Consider the following 19382-nt stretch of genomic DNA (forward strand, 5'->3'; position numbering starts at 1 on the left):
TGTCCCCCTGGACAGCGACTCCGTTGGGACTTTTGGCTAGTATAGCCAAAATGTCTCAACATGGAGTGCGCTGGCTTCCCTTACGGGAAGAACACCCACTAACTCCCTAGATCAGAGCAAAATCGGGTGAATCCAGGAGCTAGGGGTGTAAAAAAAGCCTGTTACTAGAGGTGACTGTACGTTACTAGACGTTACTCTTCGTTGTTAAGGGTTACGATACGTTATCGATTTAGGGTCAGATCGGGGTCAAAAACAGGGGAGAGATCACTTTTTTGATAACGAGTAGTAGCGAGTAGTAGAAATCAGTGACGTTTAATGACGAGTAGTAACGTTTAGTGACATTAAATAAATCTAAAGAAAATCGGGGTTTTTTAGAAAGTTGAGAGATAAAGAAAAAAAACCACGGCCTCTGTAACTAAAAAAATGGCAGTGGATGTGTTGAGTGTAAGTCATGAGGAGTGTATGAGCGAAACATTGCAGGGGGGAGACTCAATGAGTGCTGAGTTAAATGACTCTCAGGAGCTACCCATTACCCATAAGTCTGAGTCTCAGATGGAAACTGCTGTTAATCATGGTGAGCAGGAAGATAAGACTAAAACCCCTAGGAAGAGATCAAAAGGGGCTAAATCCCAAACACCGCGTAAAAAGGTCGTCGTCTGCTTTGATGTGGGGAGTTCTTTGAATAAAATTCTCTATCAGGTAGAAGGCCAAGATGTTCAATATATGGTGATGGAACCGGAACACTTAGCTTTACCTCCTGAGTCAGAAGCTTCCCTGCCGATAGATTCTGGAATGGGAAGACCGGAGGATAATGCTTGGATTCGGTTTAAGAAGGGAGAAAAGTGTCATGCTGTGGGGCGTGTAGCTGATGATTTCAAAGCGTCTGTTAATTTAAAGACGTTGAAGTGGGAAATCGCTACCCCTAAGATATTGGGAGCCATTGGAGCGATCGCTGAAAGAGAAGGGTTAGGAACAGAGTTCCGTTTAGATTTAGGGGTGTTGCTGCCTTTCGGTGAGATCACGTCAACGGAACAGTTAGAGTCGGAATTAAAGTCGTCCCTGCGTGGGTTTTACTTTCGCCACCAACGTCTAAAGGTGAAGTTAGAACGATATAAGTGTGTCCCGGAAGGCAGTGGACTGGCCATGTGGACGGGTATGAATGACCGGTCTGCTTTTACGAGAAAAAATGTCGCCTTTTTGATGTTTGGGCATCGGAATACGTCGAGTTTGTTTTTTAGGAAAGGCACGCTCTGTCGTCAACTTTGCAGTACCACTGAGCTTGGTTTTTATGATTTAACCGATAAAATGGGGCATAAGGTGGCAGGATTGTCAAGAAATGATGTCTTACGAGCGATTAAGACCCAACATAACGGTTATTGGAAACAAGGGTCTTGGCCGAAAAAGATTGCCAGTGAGATAAATTGGTCGGTGATTACAAAGTCGACGGATAAAGAACGAGCAGCCATTGAGGTATCGAAGCTCTCAATGGCTTACGATACGAGTTTAAGGGAATATTGGGCGTTAGTGTCTGATTGGTTAAATTCGACGTTACGGCCAAAGACAGAAATTGATGGGGTGTTCTGCTGTGGTGGGGCTGCCGAATTTTTGTTGGATCTGGTGTCGGATTATTTTGAGGGCATAGAGGTGTTGATGCCTTCCGCTTGTCCTTCGGAATTGGGAGAGGCGTTAAGGATCGATAAGGAGATTAAAGAGAACAATGAGGAGTTTCTGAAACTGAACTTGATTAACCGTTTTACGGATGTTTGGGGCTTCTTTTCCATTTTCTCTGGTTATGAAGTCGAGCAGAAGGAGGCGGCCTAATGGTGTCAAAAGAAACGGATAAACATATTAAACTTCGTGCGAATCCTGATTCGGGACTGGGTAAGTGTATTAGTTATTTACAGGAGAATCCTTTTAATCAACAGATGTTGGCTGCACAAACGTTAGAAGCTCGTTTTTTGCCGTTTGTGATGGATAAGAATGATCCTCAGTTTCAGGGGATCGCTATTCAGTGTGCTGAACAGTGTTTAAGTTGGGCTAGGGCGATCCAACAATATGCTTCACTGAATATGGATTTAGAAGTAGTGAATCATCCACAGATTAGGAATGTTCTAGAGCATCCGACTGAGTTGGCATCTGTGGCCATGGCGATCGATGAGGATGATGATGATGACCAAATATTTAATGAAGAGGAAGAAAGACGATCGCCAGGTGACGATCTAATGACCAGTATGGGACTTTGAGGCTCAAGTTAAACAACCTTTTTTTGATACAGCAGCTTTTTAAGTCAACCTAAAAAGCTGCTGTGTTGTGGCCAGGTAACAGTTCTGATGTATTGGTTTTAGTCTTCAACTATCTTTTTAACTCGCCACCCTGTCTGATTGCCGATTTTGCCGGCTTTGGTAAATGCCCAACAACCTCTAGTAAATACGTTTTCACCTTTGGGACAACTGGGTTTAATGCCGATTAGTTGTTTAACTTCTTTGCTTGAGAGTATCCAGTTTTTTTCTTGTGCTTGTTCAAGGGAATGGTTATAAGCAATGGGGTCAATGGGTTGTAAACGAGAGGCGATCGCACCCCCTAATACCTCAATAATTTCTAGTAATTCCTCACGACTCATCTGTGTCGTTTGCTGTGTTGTGAGTTGTGCTGTTTGTGTTGTATTGTCTAAAAGATTACCGTTATCATAGCTTTCTAGATGTGTTGTCACTAAGGTAACAGGTGTGTAGTTCTTGAGGCTTCCACCATTTTTAAGGTGCTGATCTAGGTCGTCTAGTTGTTGGATCATTGGTTCGGTGGCGTAGGCTTTACCGTCGTCATCTTTGGGTAATTTTAGTCCAACAGCTGAAATACGAGAGTAGAGAGATTTACGAGATTGAAGCTTATAGCGATCTAATAATTCTTTTACATACATGGTGTGTTGTTGTCACGGTACAGGTGTGTTGTCTTCAGGTAACACTGTATAGTTGAAGACGACACATAGACAAGATGATGAATTTCTTCAAAGGTTATAGATGGTAAACTCTTTATGAGGTGTTTGTATAACGATGGAAAAATTGTGGATGGATTATTTTCAATACCATAGTGGTACTGGCGACACTTTCATTGGGGAATCGCCATCTCCTGCCAATCTTCCCCCTCAGTTTGCAGCAAGAGCTATCTTGGCAAACCCCAAGGCACTTTTGAAAATTCGCTTCGAGACAAGTCAATACGCGCCAAATCATCTCGTTACCCTACGCAACGCTCAAGATGGTTGGACAAAAGATATTTTTGGGACATATCAATTTGGCGGTTGGGAATTTTTTCTCGAAAAATCTAGCTATTCTGGCAATATCGAATTCAAATTTATTTTAGACCGCACCTATTGGATGGATGGTTTTAATTTCAACGTATCCACTAATGCAGATGCTTTTTTTACCGAGACTCAGGTGCAATTTCCCGCCAGTCCCGACCGTTACCTTCACGGCTACGACAACTTCCATATCGACAAGACGAGAATAGCTCAAGACGGCATCCCCAATAATACTCGCGAAGATATTGAATACGATGTTATCGTTATCGGCTCTGGCATTGGTGGAGGAGTATTAGCCGATGCTTTAGCCGATTCTGGCGTTAAAACTTTAGTGTTAGAAGCTGGAGGATTGACTTTTCCCACTCACATTACTAATCTCCCTGGAGACTGGTCTAGATTGCCAGGTCACCATCAGGTAGGACACTACAATAACGAGCCTGGATCGGATTTTATTCTGGGAGTACATTTAAGCTTGGGCGGTCGCTCTAACTATTGGTCTGGACTCATTCCTCGAATGCGAGATTGGGAATTAGGGTTTTGGCCAGTTGAGATTCGGGATTTTTTCCAAAGTCTCAACGGATACGAGCCAGCAGAGCAACTAATGCGTAAGGGAAAAACTAATGGTCCTTTCCAAGATAGTGTAGTTAGCAAACTGACTGCTGATTTTAGCGATTGGATTGTTGAGGATTTGCCCCATTCTCGACATCAACCCAACATTAGCGATACAAATACCATTGAGAACGTTTTAGAAAGCTCTACGGGGACATTTTCCACTACTGAGAGCCTTTTGGTTTCTATGGCTTTTAATGGAGTTGCGGGAAGAGACAATTTAACTATCAACTTAGGTCATTTAGTAACTCAAATAGAAACCGACGGGACAAAGGCTACTGCGGTAATTTGTGAGGATTTAATTGGCAACGTTACCAGAAGATACCAAGGGAAGGTAATCGTTTTAGCTGCTGGCTCTCTCGAAAGCCCTAAAATTGCTTTAAACAGTAACTTAAACGATCCTAGCAACAAAATAGGTGTGGGACTGACAGACCATCCAGCCTATTTTTCTGCCGAATATATAATTCCCGATGGCAGTCCTTTTGCGGGTAAAGACAAACACGCCAAAGTCTTCATGAGCGATCGCAATGCCACGGTAAATAATCGCCCATTCAACATTGAAGTCTTAATTAATCCCGTTTATTGGAATTTACGCCGACCAGACCCCGATATTGCCCAAGAACCAGATATGACAACGATTAAGCTTACTTTCCCTTTTTCTAGCTTTCTCGACGACAGCAATTTTATTCGCTCTAACGGCATCAATCAAAAATTATCGGTTAAAGTTAACCGCAACGAAACGGGCAGACCTCACTTTGAGAGCGTCAAGCAAATGCGAAATGCCATTTTAGGCTCTTTGGGCATCCCCCACAACCCCGATGAAGGACTCGGTTACGGCAACGAAGGTACAGTGCATCATGCAGGCGGGACAATGAGAATGAGTGGCGATGGTAGTGGTGTAGTAGATACCGATCTCAAATTTGAAATTTATGACAATCTCTACTGTGCAGACCCTTCAGTATGGCCTTTCATTCCTGTAGCCAATCCTGCTTTGACCCTTGCTGCTTTATCTCTGCGCTTGGCAGAAACCATTAAAAACAGACTTCCTTAGTAGATAACAAACCTGAAAAATCATGGAAAAACACAGTTTCTCTTTATCAGAAAAACTATCTGTCTCTCTTTCATCAATTCTAGAAAGTAGAAAACAACAACAGCAACCTATAGCTGCTGCGCGAAGTACGGGTTTTTTGAGCGATACCCAAACGCCAACACTCCCTCAAGATTTAGTGGCTGTTAGCATCAAAGTTAATAACAATAGCTCTTTTGAACAGAGCAAACCAGATTTAAGTGAAGAAGAAAATTTAGAATTAATCGGTGGAGAATACTATTCGGGGAAATTAAGCGTTTCCACTCTCCAAGAATTAGTAGAAAATGAATATATCGAGAAAATTGAAACCAAAAAAACTTACACTCCTAAATTAGATACCGCATCAAACGAAATTGGTTTAATTGCTAGTGGTACTCGTGCTGTTCCACAAACAGGAAACAATGTTTATATCGGTATTGTGGATTCTGGCTTCGATCTGACTCATCCAATGTTTCGCGACGGTGCGGGAAATCTTAGAGTAGTCGCTTTACTGGATCAAACAGTATTTGGTAATCCAGAATACGATACTGCTACTTTAGAAAGTCAATGGGTAGCAGGAGGAGCTAAACCAGGTAAAGATACTGACGGACACGGAACTCACGTTGCTACGATCGCAGGAGGTAGTAAATTCGGAAAATACGAAGGAATTGCCCCCAACGCGAAATTTTTGCTAGTTAAAACCGACTTTAGCAATGTAGACCTCGCCGTATCCTGGATTTATACAAAAGCAGGCAGTAATCCTTGCGTAGCCAATCTCAGTCTTGGCGGACATTTTGGCAGTCACGACGGAACGAGCAATGCAGAACGCTTATACGATGCTTTAGTAGGACAGGGTAAAATATTAGTTGTCTCGGCAGGAAACGAACGTAATGACTCTTTGCATCTCAACGGTCTATTCGTTCCCAACCAAATGGAAGAAGTCATCTTTGATATTTTTCCTAGCAATTCTCCTAACAATCCTCCTGTTGCTCCAGCCACTTTTTGGTATCCCAATACAGATGACTATAATATTGAGTTAATTACTCCTTCTGGACAAGCATTACCCGTCCCTACTTTAGGTAATACAGACAGCTATAGTGGAGGGAATGTACAGATAGAATTGAGTCGCCGATCCTACATTCAAAATAACTTGATTCAAATTCAAGTTTTTATTAGCTTTAATACTTTTAGTTTGCCTCCTAATGCTCTAGAAGATTGGCGTTTTCGCATTAGTTGTATTTCTGCAACTGTAGGGCGATTTGATGGTTGGTTTGCTAATTCGGGATTTGCTCGATTTAAACCCCATCCTTTAGTGAAAGCCGAAGGTACTGTCGGCATTCCCGCCACTGCCGAAGGTTGTATAGCTGTTGCCAGTCACGTATCGAAAAATACTTGGGATAGCGATGCAGGAATGCAACAAGATGGGAGAGCCTTTGTCGGACGCTCTAGCAACTTTAGCAGTTTAGGCCCTACTAGAGATGGTCGTTGGAAGCCTGAAATTTCCGCTCCTGGTCAATATATTACTGCTGGTTTAGCCGACGGATCGAGCTTATCAAATGTATCGGTCAGAGCTAAAAGAAGCGATCGCCTGCTTTCTATTGAAGGTACGAGTATGTCTGCCCCTGTTGTAACAGGTGCAATAGCATTAATGTTAGAAAAAGACCCAACTCTAACGCCAAATCAAATTAAAGCGATTTTCCAAGAAACAGCAAAAAAAGATGTCCATACTCAAGACACTCTTTGGACTCCTATCTATGGATATGGGAAGCTCGATATTATTGCTGCATTAGCCAAAGTAGAAAACTAAGAAAATGGACGAAATCTCTAGCAATTAAAGCGATTTTGTCCGTTTCTCATTTGGTATTTTTGCTTAATTTCTACTACGGCTAAATTCTGTAAATTTTTAACCGAATCAGAATTAATTTCTGCGGAAATAAAACCATCAGCAGGAAACTGTAAATTCTCTGCTCCAAACTTTTCTAGTTGACTGACTACTTCTTCTTGGGTATGACCCTGACGAGGTGAGATGAGTGCAGAAACTCTACATGACGGATTTTGAACTGGGGGATTTTGAACGGGTTGTAACCACATAAGTCTTATTTTTTATCAATTTACCTAACTTAATTTTAAGTCATTGCAACATAAAATACCTCTTAACAAAGAGGTATTTTTGTAACTAGCTTAGTTATCGCTTCTGCTGTTATTAGCTAAAAATTCCATTATCTTCTTCAGGGTATGCCTTTCAGAACTCAGCTTTTCTTTATACTTACTTGGGGTTGGGAAAGAATACGTGCAAAATCAGCCACGATGTAAAATTCTGTAAACCACCATGTATATACACCCCTTAATTCACCATGTATATACAGTCTCAAACATTGCCTAAAAGGGTGCAAACTAGGCAATGTTTAATTTGAAAAATCCCCATCTATAAGGGTTTGAAGCTTCTTGATTTGAGATAGTCCACTGCCATTTTCGGCAAAGTTATTTTTATTTTTCCTAACTTTTAGCGATCGCCGATCCCTTAACGGCACTTTTGTCACAGATACTCCTCAAACGCCGATTATGACTATTACTCAATAAATGAGACAATAGGGATTTAGAATAAGAGTTTTAAAGAGTTATTTTTGTTAAGTGGTGAGTAGTTTAATTTATGATAGTGCAAATAATTTGAAGCTGGCTGCGCCGGTTCCTTTGTCCCTTCATCCGGCGGCGGTCTACCTTCATTCGTTGAGTCCTGGGTCGGTGATCACCATGAAGCAGTCGTTAGATGTGATGGCTTCTTTGTTGACAGAAGGGGACTGTGATGCGATGACTTTGGACTGGTCTAAGTTACGTTATCACCATACGGCCACCATTAGACGAGAGCTTAAACAGCGATATTCGGCGACGACGACGAATAAGATGCTTTGTGCGCTGCGACGGGTATTGGAAGAGGCGTTACGCTTGGATTTAATGGACGCTGCTGATTATGCCAAGGCGGTTGATTTGCCTAGTGTTAAGGGCAAAAAACGGCTTAGGGGACGGGCGTTAACTTCATTGGAAATTGAGGCGTTGATGGGGGTTTGTGTTAATGATTCAAGTCCCCTTGGGGTAAGGGATACAGCGTTAATGGGCATTTTACGGGGGACGGGGTTAAGACGGGCTGAACTGGTGGCGTTAGAGGTCAAAGATTTTACCAGCGATGGTGGGGTGTTAGAAGTGAGGGGAGGCAAGGGGGATAAGGATCGGACGGTGTATTTGCCTGAGTCAGTGATCTGCTTAGTAGAGGGTTGGTTAGGGGTGCGTGGGGAGTTTGAAGGGGCGTTGTTGTGTCCCATTCGCAAGGGGGGACGCATTGAGCAGCGACATCTTAATCCTGATGCGGTGTTAAAGATTGTGAAGAAAAGGGCCCTGCAGGCAGGGATTGAGTCGTTTTCCCCCCATGATTTCAGACGGACCTTTTGTAGTGATTTGTTAGATGCAGGGGTGGATCTGGTGACGGTGCAGAAGTTAGCAGGTCATGCGTCTCCTGAAACGACGGCTAAGTATGATCGACGGGGGGAAGAGACTAAAAGAAGGGCGGTTCAAGTATTGTCGATTTGACTGAAGAAATTTAAGATAAAATTTGGAGAAAATTAAAGGTAGCAAGTAGAAATGGCAACTAATTTGATTCAACTAGAAGATGGAGCCCTTGTGGAAGTTGAGGTACCAGAGGAAAAAGCACGGGAGATAGCTGGGGGCTATGCTGATCGAGTTAATTCAACCTTTGAGCAAATTAAACCGTTGCTAACTAAGGTCTGTCGTCCGATTAAGGAGACGTGGGAGGAGATCAATAAAGAAATGACCATCGATCAAGTAGAAGTTGAAATTGGTCTAGCTTTTGAACTGGAGGGTAATCTTTATATTACAAAGTCGAAGGTAGAGTCAAATTTAACCGTTAAATTGATTCTAAACTCTGCTACTCAGTCTAATACCTTAACCAAATGACACTAGAAGAAGAGATACAAAAGTCAATTGTACTTATTACTGGAAGTAACCCTGACATAAAAAAATTCGGGACAGGATTCGTCATTCGTCAGACAAGCGGCGTAGGTCATATTCTAACTTGTGCTCATGTTATCGAGGATGTAGGTGGGGTCAATCAGATTTTGGTTGATGGACAAAACGCAACCTTGGTGTCTTCTGGTCAAGATATCGGCTTAGATCTGGCGATTTTGAGGGTTGAAGGTTTATGGAATAAACCAGCACTTCAAACTCAGAGTTGCGGTGAGAAGGACAGGGCTGTAGTTATGGCTGGATTTCAAGCATACGCAAAAGGGCATCTGATTAGACCACTTCGAGGTACTTTAGGAAATCAAGGAGGATTGCAAATTAAACCTGGTACAAATACACCAGTTTGGGATCTGCAAATTGTAGACGAAAAATATAGTCTAGAACCTGGCTACAGTGGCTCTCCCATAGTGGACGCAGTGACGGGAAAAATTGTGGGTATTGTGAGCCATAGACAGGGAGGGAAAATAGGTTTAGCAATATCTATTGACGCATTGTCTAGAATTTGGCAGATTCCTGACAGCCAGCAACTCTATCGCAATTTATTAAAGTTAGGCTATCGGGAGCAAGCTCGCCTGTTTCTCAGGGTCATCAATACTCATGATGTAGCCGCCTTTTTGATTCACGGGTCACTAGGATATGGTCAACGGTGGTTGTTGAATCGTCTGGTGGTGCAGTATCTTCCTTTATGGGTAACAGGAAAGGTAGTCAAGATCGATGTTAGCCGCCGCGTGCGAAAGAGCGATGCCAAAGCCCTTTGGCGGGAATTAGGGGGTAGAGTTGGCCTGCGGGGAAGGCAGTTCTCACTTGAAGAAATTGCCGAAGGGGTTTATAAGTGGTGGCGAACGCAGGATGTTCTCCTGATTTTCCACCAAGTGGATTTTATGCCTGAAAGTGCCTTTCATGAGTTAATTCAAGATTTCTGGTTACCCCTGGCGGCGAAGGTGAAGGAATCGCTAAACGAAGAGTGCCAGTTTAAGTTGCTGATGTTTCTTGTAGATTATGAGGGATGCGTAGCTGACTGGAATATTCCTTTTGTGGAAAAACTGGATGCCAATTGGAAGCCAGATAAGCCTATTAAAACCCCAGAAATTCACGAATTTTCTAACAGAGAACTGACTAACTGGATAGAGGACGAGTACAGCGATTTACCGACAAAACTCACCAAAGAAATCGACGAAGCCGTTGAAACAATCTTAGAGAACAGTGATTCTGGAATTCCAGAAGAGGTTTTAAGAGAAATTTGCGATCAGTGTGGTCTAGATTGGTATGAGGAGTCGGAGATTTGGTTAAAACTTTGAAAAATAAGTCTTGACAGCCTACTGCTATCTATAAGTAAAAAAAGGAAAAAAGATGGAAGAAGTTATCCTGAATGATATCGCTCTTAAATATACACATAGTGTACAGCCTACTGCTAGGGAAAGAGATGGGTCAGGCAAACCTATACTTCCCTATATTCCCGATGAGGACTTAGTTGAGTCCGTTAATTTAGCTATTCAACTCCAACGCCCCCTACTACTTAAAGGAGAACCAGGATGTGGAAAAACCCAGTTAGCTTATTCAGTAGCTTATTCCCTTAACCTCCCCTTTGAAGCTTGGTACGTTAAATCAACAAGTCGGGCAAAAGATGGCTTATATACTTATGATACTGTAGGGCGTTTGCGAGATGCCCAACTGGCGGCAGCGAAACAGTTCTCAAAAGAGGAAGATATTCAGCGTGTCCAAGACCCCAGCACCTATGTCCGCTTGGGTCCTTTGGGGCGTGCCTTCTTAAAGGAACAGCATACTGTGGTGCTGATTGATGAAATCGATAAAGCGGATATAGATTTTCCCAATGATTTGCTGCTAGAAATTGATGAAAGACGGTTCATCATTGAGGAGACTGGAAAAGAAATTAGGGCAAAATATCCCCCCATTGTCATTATTACCAGTAATGATGAGAAAGATTTATCTAACGCTTTTTTACGACGCTGTTTGTTTCACTACATTGAATTTCCCAGTCGAGAGCGGTTAATTAAAATTATTCAAGCCCATTTTCCTAAGGCACCGGAGACGCTACTCGAAAAATCTATTGATCGCTTTCAAGATCTGCGACAGGAAATGCAAGCGTATGAAAGCGGTCGTACTAAAGCCGTTAATACCAGTGAACTTATTGACTGGTTTAGAATTCTGCATTCTCTCCCTCAAGATATGGGGTTAGAAAAACTAGACGGAGATTTGCCCTATTTAGGGACGCTCTTAAAAAGTCGGGAGGATCAGATTCGCCATCTTAATAAAAATAAAAGAAATGAATAACTTTCCCCTGCTAGACTTGTTCATTCAACTCCGTAAAGCCGGTCTTTCTCTCGGTATTAGCGAATATAAGCTAATGCTAACTGCTTTACAACGAGGAATTGGCACTTCTGACTATAAGGCTTTACAACGTCTCTGTCGTACTATATGGGTGAAATCCCCTGATGAACTACGCATTTTTAATTATTACTTTGATAAGTTTTTAGAACAGGAGACTAATCTCCGCAAAGGGTCTGACTCTAAACAGGAGACAGAAAAACAGAAAGATAACACTCAGACCAAAACCCCGCAGAGAATTCGCCTCATCCTTGTGGGAGCAATTTTTGTTCTGGGAGCCACATTTGTCTGGTGGAGTGTTTCCAAACCGAAGTCGCCAGTCGTAGAACTTCCAGAAAATTCCAAAATTGTAGAAATTCCAGAAACAGATTCTAGTCCGTCTCCAATACCCAACGTTCCTGACAATTCTCCTGAATCCCCTCCACCAGACGAACAAGTAATACCTGTCGAACCTACATCAACAGGGTTAAATATTGATTATTGGTGGGGTTTTTCACTAACAGCAGTTCTACTCACTGGTTGTTTGTTAGTTCTTATGGGAAAGGATAAGGAAGTGAAGGAGGAGGATGCAACATCCTCTCTAACAGATAGTGACCCACAGGCTGCTATCTCAGAGTTGATTCGTGACATAGAAGACGAGGTGCAAGTAGCCCAGATATTTTTAAGCCAAGGATTTTCTTCAAATACTGATTTTCTTCCCATTACCCGTCGGCAAATGAAGCAGAGTTGGCGATATTTGCGCCATTCAGTCAGGGAAGGCCCACCAATAGAACTGGATATTGAAGCTACTGTCGAGCAAGCAGCCCGTCAAGGTGGGCTATTAAACGTTATTCTAATGCCCCGCTATGTCAACAAAACTGAACTATTACTCCTGATAGATCGAGAGGGATCAATGGTTCCTTTTCATTCCCTATCCCAGCGAATAGCTGAAACTGCTTCCCAGGAAGGTCGCTTAGGAACTGCAGGGATCTACTACTTCCATAACTGTCCAGTTAGGTATATCTATCGAGATCCAAATCACCTAGAAGCAGAACCTATTCCCAACGTTATGGCACAACTCTCTCCGATGCGAGCGGCTGTACTCCTCATTAGTGATGCTGGGGCATCCCGTGGCGGTTTAAATCCAGAGCGGATCCGACTGACAAAAAATTTTCTGAGTCAAGTCAAATTGAAAGTTCGTCAGGTCGCATGGCTCAATCCCATGCCAAGGAATCGTTGGCAAGATACTACGGCTCAGGAAATTGCTCGTTTCGTTCCTATGTTTGAGATGAATCGCCAAGGACTAGATCTAGCAATAGATGTTTTGCGGGGGCATTCCCCTATTGTTGATAATTTAGAGAAAAATCAATGATTCAGTCTAAACAACAGTTACCCACAACCAGTTCTCAACAAACTCTTGAGCGCATTACCTCTTTTGAGCAGCGATACGGAGAAGCACACCTCCAACTAGCCTACCACGCAGCCGTTCCACTAGCATTAACACCAGATTTACTTTACCGACTTTGGGCTGAATTCCAGTGGGATATGAATAAGGTGGCTCTCAACGTTCCTTGGGTCGCAGTAACAGATTTATTGTTCTCTTGCCTGTGTGATGAAGTAGGCAGTGAACTTTATGAAATGGATGAAGAGATCCGTCAAGAACTGCTTTATCGGCTTCAACAAGATTCCCGCTTTAGTTCTCTCCGCATACGAGAGGTTGCTGAATTTTTGCTCACCTACGTCCGTCCTCAACTGGAAAGTCCTGACATTGATCTCAGTGACTTTGCTAAATCTCAGCGATGGACAGCACTCACTTATACGAATCCTAAACAGGCAGCACAGGAAATCGCTGCTATGCTATCTACTCTCAGTCACAAAGACTTAACAGAATGGGAACGTCTGACTTCTGTTTTGGAACTTTTTGCTGAAGAACTCTCCGATTATAAGCCTTTATTAGTTTATGCTCGCGGCATGAAAGATTATGTCCAGGGAGATGTCAAAGGAGCAGCTAAAATACTAACTCCAGTGTTAGATGAGAACAATCAAATACGAGTTGCTGGGGTAAATTTACCTATTCCAGATTCCGTCAAAGCTAGATTTTCTCGACTGACCATTGCAGCTAATTTTTTGAAGAGATATCGCCAAATAATTGGAGTTGTCCTCATTGCTTCTGTCCCTCTCTTCATAATTTACTACCTATCAACTCGCTCTCTTATTGTTCGCCCCCCTAGCTCAATCACTAACATAGCCCTAGACTTACCAGGTACTCATCCTTTACATAATACGGAGCGAGTTACCTCAGTCAGTGAGCTAAGAGATATCTCTCCTCGTGATTGGTATTACGAAGCTCTTCGTAGTTTGGCAGAACGCTACGGAATTATTTATCCTTACGAAGACGGGAGTTTTCGTCCTAATCAAGCTATGACTAAGGCTGAATTAATTAATTGGGAAGGTAACGCATTTCGAGTTTTTCAAAGTCTGGTACAAGAACAGTTTTATGCACTCGGAAAGGATACAGAACAAATCTTCAAATCTCTCTCGTTGGATTATAAAAATAATAAGTGTCTTTCTCCCGAAGAGCCTAAACTAAACACTTTTAGAAGACCAAATGATGTCAAAACTAATGACTGGTATTACGAATCTTATCAGATTGTTAATTGGATATCCGACCATAGTTTTATGGCTCCAAAAGGTAGTTTTGCTGGAAACGAACCCGTACTCAGAGGAAATATGTCAATGTTTATTAACCGATTTTTGAATGGGTTTGAGAGAATTTTAACAGTAGCAGTTGCTGGCTGTCGTCAGGACATCGAGAAAGCAAAAACAGAATTTCAACAGATAGTGAAAGAATTAAAAAGTCAAAACATTAATTTAGAAGATTTAGAAGATTTCTTAAATTTCTACAAAAGAATAGACTGGGACCGGCCTGACGTGAGTATCCCCCCTCTAGAACCTTCTTCTCCCGATACTAAAACACTACCGCAGGTCACCTCAACCAGTGAGTTACAAGATAGTAGTCCTACCAGTTTATTTTATGAAGACTTGCGCGGTCTTGTAGAGAGATATGGGTGTGCCGTCGGAGATCCTTATCGAAGATTTACTCCTGAAAACCCGACGCCTCGTAGAGACATGGCAGCACTAATGAATGCGTGTTTAAATGTTATGGAACGTTTGATACAAGAGAATGTGGCTGTTCTTCGAGAGGATATAGAGAAGCTAAAGCAATTGATGAACGAGTTAGACTTAGAGATAAATGCTCTAATTAATAACTCAGAAATATCAGAAGCTGATAAAAAAAAGCTCAAGCAGATATTGAAGTAACTATTCCATTTATTATGGAGGTATTGAAGGAGTATTCCTAATACGTTTAAATGTCTAAATCCCTAACCATTTCAGAAAATAATATTCTGCGTCCCGAAGATTTTGATCCGCCACTCAAACGTAAAGAAGCCACTATCCCTGGATATTGGACACTTGAGGAAATCTCTAGTGAGATAGGAATGACTTCGCGTAAGATTCAATATGATATCTTGGGACGACCAGCAGTTGGTTTAGAACCTTCTCTCAAAGGCTATAAGGTGGCTCAAGTTTTTCTAGTTCCCGATGCAGACGCTTTGAAATATATTCAAAAATATCGAAATCGTAAAAAATCTTAATCACCTTTTGTTGAAAATAAGTTCGGGGAGTAGAACAATTAAGATATACTAAATCATAAGACACAACAAAACCCCGCTCTACATTCCACCGAAAAGCAGGGTTCGTTGCGTATCTGCAAAAATACAATAATACTTATGATTAATCCTACCTCATTTCGGTGGGAACAGACAAGTATTGCCTACAATTCTGCTGTCTGGAAATCCTCTGCAACCCTTAAGCATCGCCGAATCCCTAACCCTTTCTGGCTGTCACTTAAAGAGAAGGGGGAAGCGTGATCAATAACCCCTTAATCCGTCAGGAATTCATCACATCGTCAGGAATCGCCCCTGACCTCTACGATTTTGCCGTCAAAATCGTCCCCGACCTCGAAATTGACTCCATTACCAAAGAAGTAACGGAAACGCCCTTATATGACCTCCTGGGATGGAAATACACCCGATTTGGTCATCAAGCCAAGCCCAATCTTCTTGGGGCGGCCTTCTACTCAGAAAATGGCAAACTGTTTCAAACCAAAGTTTATGGTCAAGCCGACACAGGGAACAAAACAGGAAAATATTACGCCCCCAGAGGCATAGGGGACGTTCCTTACCTGCCCCCCGTGCCAGCCCTAACGTGGTTGGCTATGTGTATCGAACATCAGCAACCGTTACCAGAGAGGTTAATTCAATGGCTAAAGGGTTTAGTAGTGACCAACACAACACTCCTGAACAGCTTAGAAGGCTATTGCTTAAGCATTGGAAAGAACAAGGGGAAGGACAAGGGCATTTCCTCTTCAAACGAAAACGCAAAAAACATCTGGTTACAGTTGTTGAATGGTTCAATCAACAATACCCCAACTACATCGCCGACTATCATCCAGGGGACAGCACCTCTTGCGGATTTTGCGCTATCAGAATTCTCGAAAGAACTAAGAGAGCAGAACATTGTCATTAAGGGATATTGGGAATGGTTCCAAACCACCACCATACCCTTAACCCTCACAGAAGGGGTCAAGAAGACCCTTTCTAGCCTCTCTATAGGAATTCCTACCATTTCCCTGTTTGGCTGCCAATGTGGGGCAAAAAACAAAGACTCAGAGGGGAATATCATTCCCCTGACCCTCATCCCCGAATTAATTCCCCTAGTCAAAGGACGACGGGTTAACATCGGCTTTGACCGTGATATCAACCCCAAAGCCAAACAAGCCGTCATCAAAGGTATTAGAAGACTGGCGATCGCCATATCCAAAGCCGGTGGCCAGCCTCACATTGTTCTCTGGGATGCCTTGTTAGGCAAAGGACTCGATGACCTCATCGTTAACCAAGGGGCTGACTTAGCTAAAACCGTCATCAACAGTGCCGTTTCCTTCCCCCAATGGGACAATAAAAATCTCACCAGTATTTCCCATTTAGTTGACCTAAACGTTAACCAACGTTACTTAGATATAGAAATTCCTGACAATGCCCAATTAATCGGCATAAAATCCGCTAAGAAAACAGGAAAGACCGAATTACTTGCCAAAATCGCTGGTATTGCCTTAGACCAGGGCATTCCCATCCTAGTGCCATTACACCGACAACAATTGGCCAAAGAACTGGGAAGACGCTTAAACATAGAATACCGCACCGAATTAACCAAAGCAGGACGGCAACTGGGTTATAGTCTCTGTGTGGATTCTCTTCATCCCCATGCCAATCCGCCTTTTAAGCCCCATAATTGGTCAGGAGCCATATTAATGCTTGATGAAGCTGACCAAGTGATCTGGCACGCTTTAAATTCTCCTACCTGTAAATTCAATCGTGTACCCATGCTCGAAACGTTTAAAGAGTTGGTGCAGAATGTCATTGAAGGCGGTGGGAAAATCTTTCTCTCTGATGCTGATTTATCACCCTTGGCCATCGAGTACATGGAGAAGTTAATCGGCCATCCGGTCAAGCGATGGATCGTAGAAAATCACTATAACCCCAACCAAGGGAAACGAATTCTTTATAATTTCGACTCTCCTGAAATGCTTCTCAAACAAATCTTTGAGGCCATTGAGCGAGGAGAAAAAATTATTATTCACACCGCAGCCCAAAAGGCCAGGAGTCAATGGTCAACCATTAACCTTGAAATCCTCATCAAACAAGTCTTTAAGCATCTTAATCTCAAGATTTTAAGAGTGGATGGGGAATCGTCAACGGAACTGTCACACCCTGCCGATGGGGTTATGGGGAATCTTAATGCGGTTCTCCCCCTCTATGACATTGTGATCACCTCCCCGGTATTAGAAACAGGGGTGAGTATCGATGTCAAGCACTTTGATGGGGTCTACTGTTTTGCCGGGGGTGTGCAAACTGTTGAAGCTGTCTGTCAAACCATCGAACGAGTCAGGGATGATGTCCCTCGTTATTTGTATGTTAAAAAAACCTCATCAACTCGCATTGGTAATGGCGCGACAGATCATCGAGGGTTATTAAAGAGTCAAAAGAAAGTCTTTACCACTAATCTGAATTTACTGGCTCAAAGTGATACTTTAGCTGCCTTAGATGGAGAACACCCTGAACACCTTTCGACTTGGGTTAAAAAGTGTTGTTTAGTTAATTTAGGCTATCGTCATTATCGAGAGTTTATCCTCAGCAAATTAGCAGAAGATGGGTATGAGATTATTAATTCTACGCCTGATTCGGTTGAGGAGGAAAAGTCAGATACGGAGGAAATTAAAGGGATGATTAAGGCAAATCAAGAGGAAAATTATAACCAAGAAAATCAGAGTATCTCTGCCCAAAAGAACCCTAGTGATGCCGAATTAAATGAATTAAAAGAGAAGAAAAAGAAAAGCAAAGAAGACCGACATCGCCAGCGTAAAGGGGAATTATGCCGTCGTTATGGTACGGAAGACATTAGCCCTGACATGGTTAAAAAAGATGATGAGGGTTGGTTTGGTAAGTTGACTTTACACTACTATTTGACAACGGGTAAACCGTTTCTTAAAGAAAGGGATAAAAAGAAGGTAGAGAAGTTAACTAAAAATAGTCCAGGGAAAGGGTTTACGCCGGATGTGAATAAGGCTGTACTTTCTGCTGTTGTTAAGGCATTGGAATGTATTAACATCAAGCAATTTTTTGACCCTGATAAAGTGTTTACCCACGACAATCTAAGGGAATGGTTTGAGCTTATTTGTCAGCCAATAAATAGGGAGCAAATTAAAGAGTATTTGAATATGAGCATTAGTCCTGAAAGGGATACCCCTGTGGGTGTGGGTCAACGGTTGTTGGAGTCGCTGCTTGGAATTAAGTTGACTTGTATTGGACAACGGCGGGTCAATGGTAAAAGAATTAGGGAGTATAAGATGATGAGTTTAAACCCTGATGACCGCATGAGTATTTTTGCTCGATGGTTTGAGAGGGATAGTGTAGGGTGTCACACCTCTCCTATAAATACTATTGAACAGGGGATGTGTGCCTAAGCTCTTGTGGGAGAAATATCACCTATCATTGTCAATTGAAGTAGGTTTAAGTTTTGTATTAATTGGTTTGACTTCGTAACCAAGCATTAGGATTTCTATATTTTCCCGTTTGCCGTTCATAAGCTTTGGTTAGTTTACTAGCATTGATATAACCATCTTTTTTTCTTTTGCTAACAACTAAATCCACCACATTATGTTCAAGATATAACATTTTATTCTCCCCTATTTTGCTGATAAATTATGTCTAGAGATGATGCTCCATAATATCTTTGATACTCTTTTACTGCGAATGAGTCCATCATTCCTGCAATATAATCAATAACTACTCGCTGTAATAGAGTCTTATCTGTTTGGGCATGGGCGATGGCTCGTAGTTCTGGGGGCAAGAGTAATAAATCTTTGTTGAATTTTGGATCATTATAAACTTCAAAAAGACCTCTAATAATTCGTTCTCCTTGTTTTTCATAAAGCTGAATATCTTTTTTTCTCAATAGGGCTTTAAAGACTAATTTTTTTAGACCTTCAGCTAATTTACTTAAAGTCTTATATCCAAGTTGCTCTGAGCCATCTTTACATTCTACTTTGCCAATATCTAAAATCAGGTGATGAACAATATTTGACGTTAATTCTTTTCTGAGAATAAATGAGTATTCTTCAGATGTACCAAGGCGTTTTGCTTTTGTGGCTACTTCTCTGGATTGATAAGCGATTTCTTTAAATTTTTCACTAGCAGATTTATATTTATCACTAATATCAAATTCGTGCATCATCTCAGCCAAACTAACAAAACCAAAGCTGATAGCATCTTCTAAATCATGTGCTGCATAAGCAATTTCATCAGCTAAATCCATAATTTGAGCATCGATACTTTTTTTTATATAAGTTTGTCTGTCCTCCATTTGCTGGTGCAAAAATTCATAGTCATACCAAATCCGCTCTTTTTAACCCCCTTATAAAACCCTTTACTAATAGAT

The 19382-nt window shown here is 42.0% G+C and carries 16 protein-coding genes and 2 pseudogenes; 13 read left to right on the forward strand and 5 right to left on the reverse strand.

Features of this window, described 5'->3' with window-relative positions:
* Window positions 1-462 precede the first annotated feature (462 nt).
* Together P9B04_RS23235 and P9B04_RS23240 are read left to right on the forward strand one after the other, a co-directional pair.
* Window positions 463-1821: a ParM/StbA family protein gene (locus P9B04_RS23235; protein WP_342057334.1), complete on the forward strand. Its 1359-nt coding sequence runs from the start codon at window positions 463-465 to the stop codon at window positions 1819-1821.
* On the forward strand, window positions 1821-2243 hold the full coding sequence (locus P9B04_RS23240) for a hypothetical protein (RefSeq protein ID WP_342057335.1): 423 nt from the start codon (window positions 1821-1823) through the stop codon (window positions 2241-2243). Before P9B04_RS23235 ends, P9B04_RS23240 begins: the two co-directional genes overlap by 1 nt.
* A gap of 98 nt (window positions 2244-2341) precedes the next feature.
* Here P9B04_RS23240 and P9B04_RS23245 read toward each other — a convergent pair whose 3' ends face one another.
* Window positions 2342-2914 (reverse strand): hypothetical protein, encoded by a 573-nt coding sequence (locus P9B04_RS23245; RefSeq protein ID WP_342057336.1) that lies wholly within the window; start codon window positions 2912-2914, stop codon window positions 2342-2344.
* 148 nt (window positions 2915-3062) lie between these two features.
* Between P9B04_RS23245 and P9B04_RS23250 the strand changes: the two genes are divergently transcribed.
* Window positions 3063-4952, forward strand: a complete 1890-nt coding sequence (locus P9B04_RS23250; RefSeq protein WP_342057337.1) for a GMC oxidoreductase — start codon at window positions 3063-3065, stop codon at window positions 4950-4952.
* Window positions 4953-4974: 22 nt separating this feature from the next.
* Window positions 4975-6774 carry a S8 family peptidase gene (locus P9B04_RS23255; protein WP_342057338.1) on the forward strand — a complete coding sequence of 600 codons (1800 nt, stop codon included), beginning with the start codon at window positions 4975-4977 and terminating at the stop codon, window positions 6772-6774.
* 17 nt (window positions 6775-6791) lie between these two features.
* Here P9B04_RS23255 and P9B04_RS23260 read toward each other — a convergent pair whose 3' ends face one another.
* Together P9B04_RS23260 and P9B04_RS23265 are read right to left on the reverse strand one after the other, a co-directional pair.
* Window positions 6792-7058: a hypothetical protein gene (locus tag P9B04_RS23260; RefSeq protein WP_342057339.1), complete on the reverse strand. Its 267-nt coding sequence runs from the start codon at window positions 7056-7058 to the stop codon at window positions 6792-6794.
* A gap of 314 nt (window positions 7059-7372) precedes the next feature.
* Window positions 7373-7507, reverse strand: coding sequence for a hypothetical protein (locus P9B04_RS23265; protein WP_342057340.1), 135 nt, complete (start codon window positions 7505-7507; stop codon window positions 7373-7375).
* A gap of 91 nt (window positions 7508-7598) precedes the next feature.
* On the opposite strand from P9B04_RS23265, the gene P9B04_RS23270 reads away from it, so the two are divergent.
* The 9 genes and pseudogenes from P9B04_RS23270 to P9B04_RS23305 all read left to right on the forward strand — a co-directional run bounded on the left by P9B04_RS23270 (window position 7599) and on the right by P9B04_RS23305 (window position 18408).
* On the forward strand, window positions 7599-8549 hold the full coding sequence (locus P9B04_RS23270; protein ID WP_342057341.1) for a tyrosine-type recombinase/integrase: 951 nt from the start codon (window positions 7599-7601) through the stop codon (window positions 8547-8549).
* A gap of 51 nt (window positions 8550-8600) precedes the next feature.
* Window positions 8601-8933: a CU044_2847 family protein gene (locus tag P9B04_RS23275; protein ID WP_342057342.1), complete on the forward strand. Its 333-nt coding sequence runs from the start codon at window positions 8601-8603 to the stop codon at window positions 8931-8933.
* Complete coding sequence (locus tag P9B04_RS23280; RefSeq protein ID WP_342057343.1) at window positions 8930-10297, forward strand: trypsin-like peptidase domain-containing protein; 1368 nt, start codon at window positions 8930-8932, stop codon at window positions 10295-10297. The genes P9B04_RS23275 and P9B04_RS23280 overlap by 4 nt, the downstream gene beginning before the upstream one ends.
* Before the next feature lie 52 nt (window positions 10298-10349).
* Window positions 10350-11291 (forward strand): AAA family ATPase, encoded by a 942-nt coding sequence (locus P9B04_RS23285; protein ID WP_342057344.1) that lies wholly within the window; start codon window positions 10350-10352, stop codon window positions 11289-11291.
* On the forward strand, window positions 11284-12696 hold the full coding sequence (locus P9B04_RS23290; RefSeq protein ID WP_342057345.1) for a hypothetical protein: 1413 nt from the start codon (window positions 11284-11286) through the stop codon (window positions 12694-12696). The genes P9B04_RS23285 and P9B04_RS23290 overlap by 8 nt, the downstream gene beginning before the upstream one ends.
* A gap of 599 nt (window positions 12697-13295) precedes the next feature.
* Window positions 13296-13751 (forward strand): annotated as a pseudogene (locus tag P9B04_RS25260) (S-layer homology domain-containing protein); the annotation flags it as partial.
* A gap of 549 nt (window positions 13752-14300) precedes the next feature.
* Window positions 14301-14585, forward strand: a pseudogene (locus P9B04_RS25265) (iron uptake porin); the annotation flags it as partial.
* A 110-nt stretch (window positions 14586-14695) separates the two neighbouring features.
* A complete protein-coding gene (locus P9B04_RS23300) occupies window positions 14696-14980 on the forward strand; it encodes a DNA-binding protein (protein WP_342057347.1) in 285 nt (94 codons plus the stop codon).
* Between the two features lie 272 nt (window positions 14981-15252).
* Entirely contained in the window at window positions 15253-18408 is a 3156-nt protein-coding gene (locus P9B04_RS23305; protein ID WP_342057348.1) for a plasmid replication protein, CyRepA1 family, read from the forward strand.
* Between the two features lie 58 nt (window positions 18409-18466).
* Here P9B04_RS23305 and P9B04_RS23310 read toward each other — a convergent pair whose 3' ends face one another.
* The gene (locus P9B04_RS23310) at window positions 18467-18619 is read right to left on the reverse strand and encodes a KilA-N domain-containing protein (protein WP_342057349.1); all 153 of its coding nucleotides are present in this window, start codon (window positions 18617-18619) and stop codon (window positions 18467-18469) included.
* 1 nt (window position 18620) lies between these two features.
* Window positions 18621-19307 carry a hypothetical protein gene (locus tag P9B04_RS23315; protein ID WP_342057350.1) on the reverse strand — a complete coding sequence of 229 codons (687 nt, stop codon included), beginning with the start codon at window positions 19305-19307 and terminating at the stop codon, window positions 18621-18623.
* Window positions 19308-19382: the final 75 nt, after the last annotated feature.

Source organism: Crocosphaera sp. Alani8, from assembly GCF_038442745.1.
Lineage (GTDB): Bacteria > Cyanobacteriota > Cyanobacteriia > Cyanobacteriales > Microcystaceae > Crocosphaera.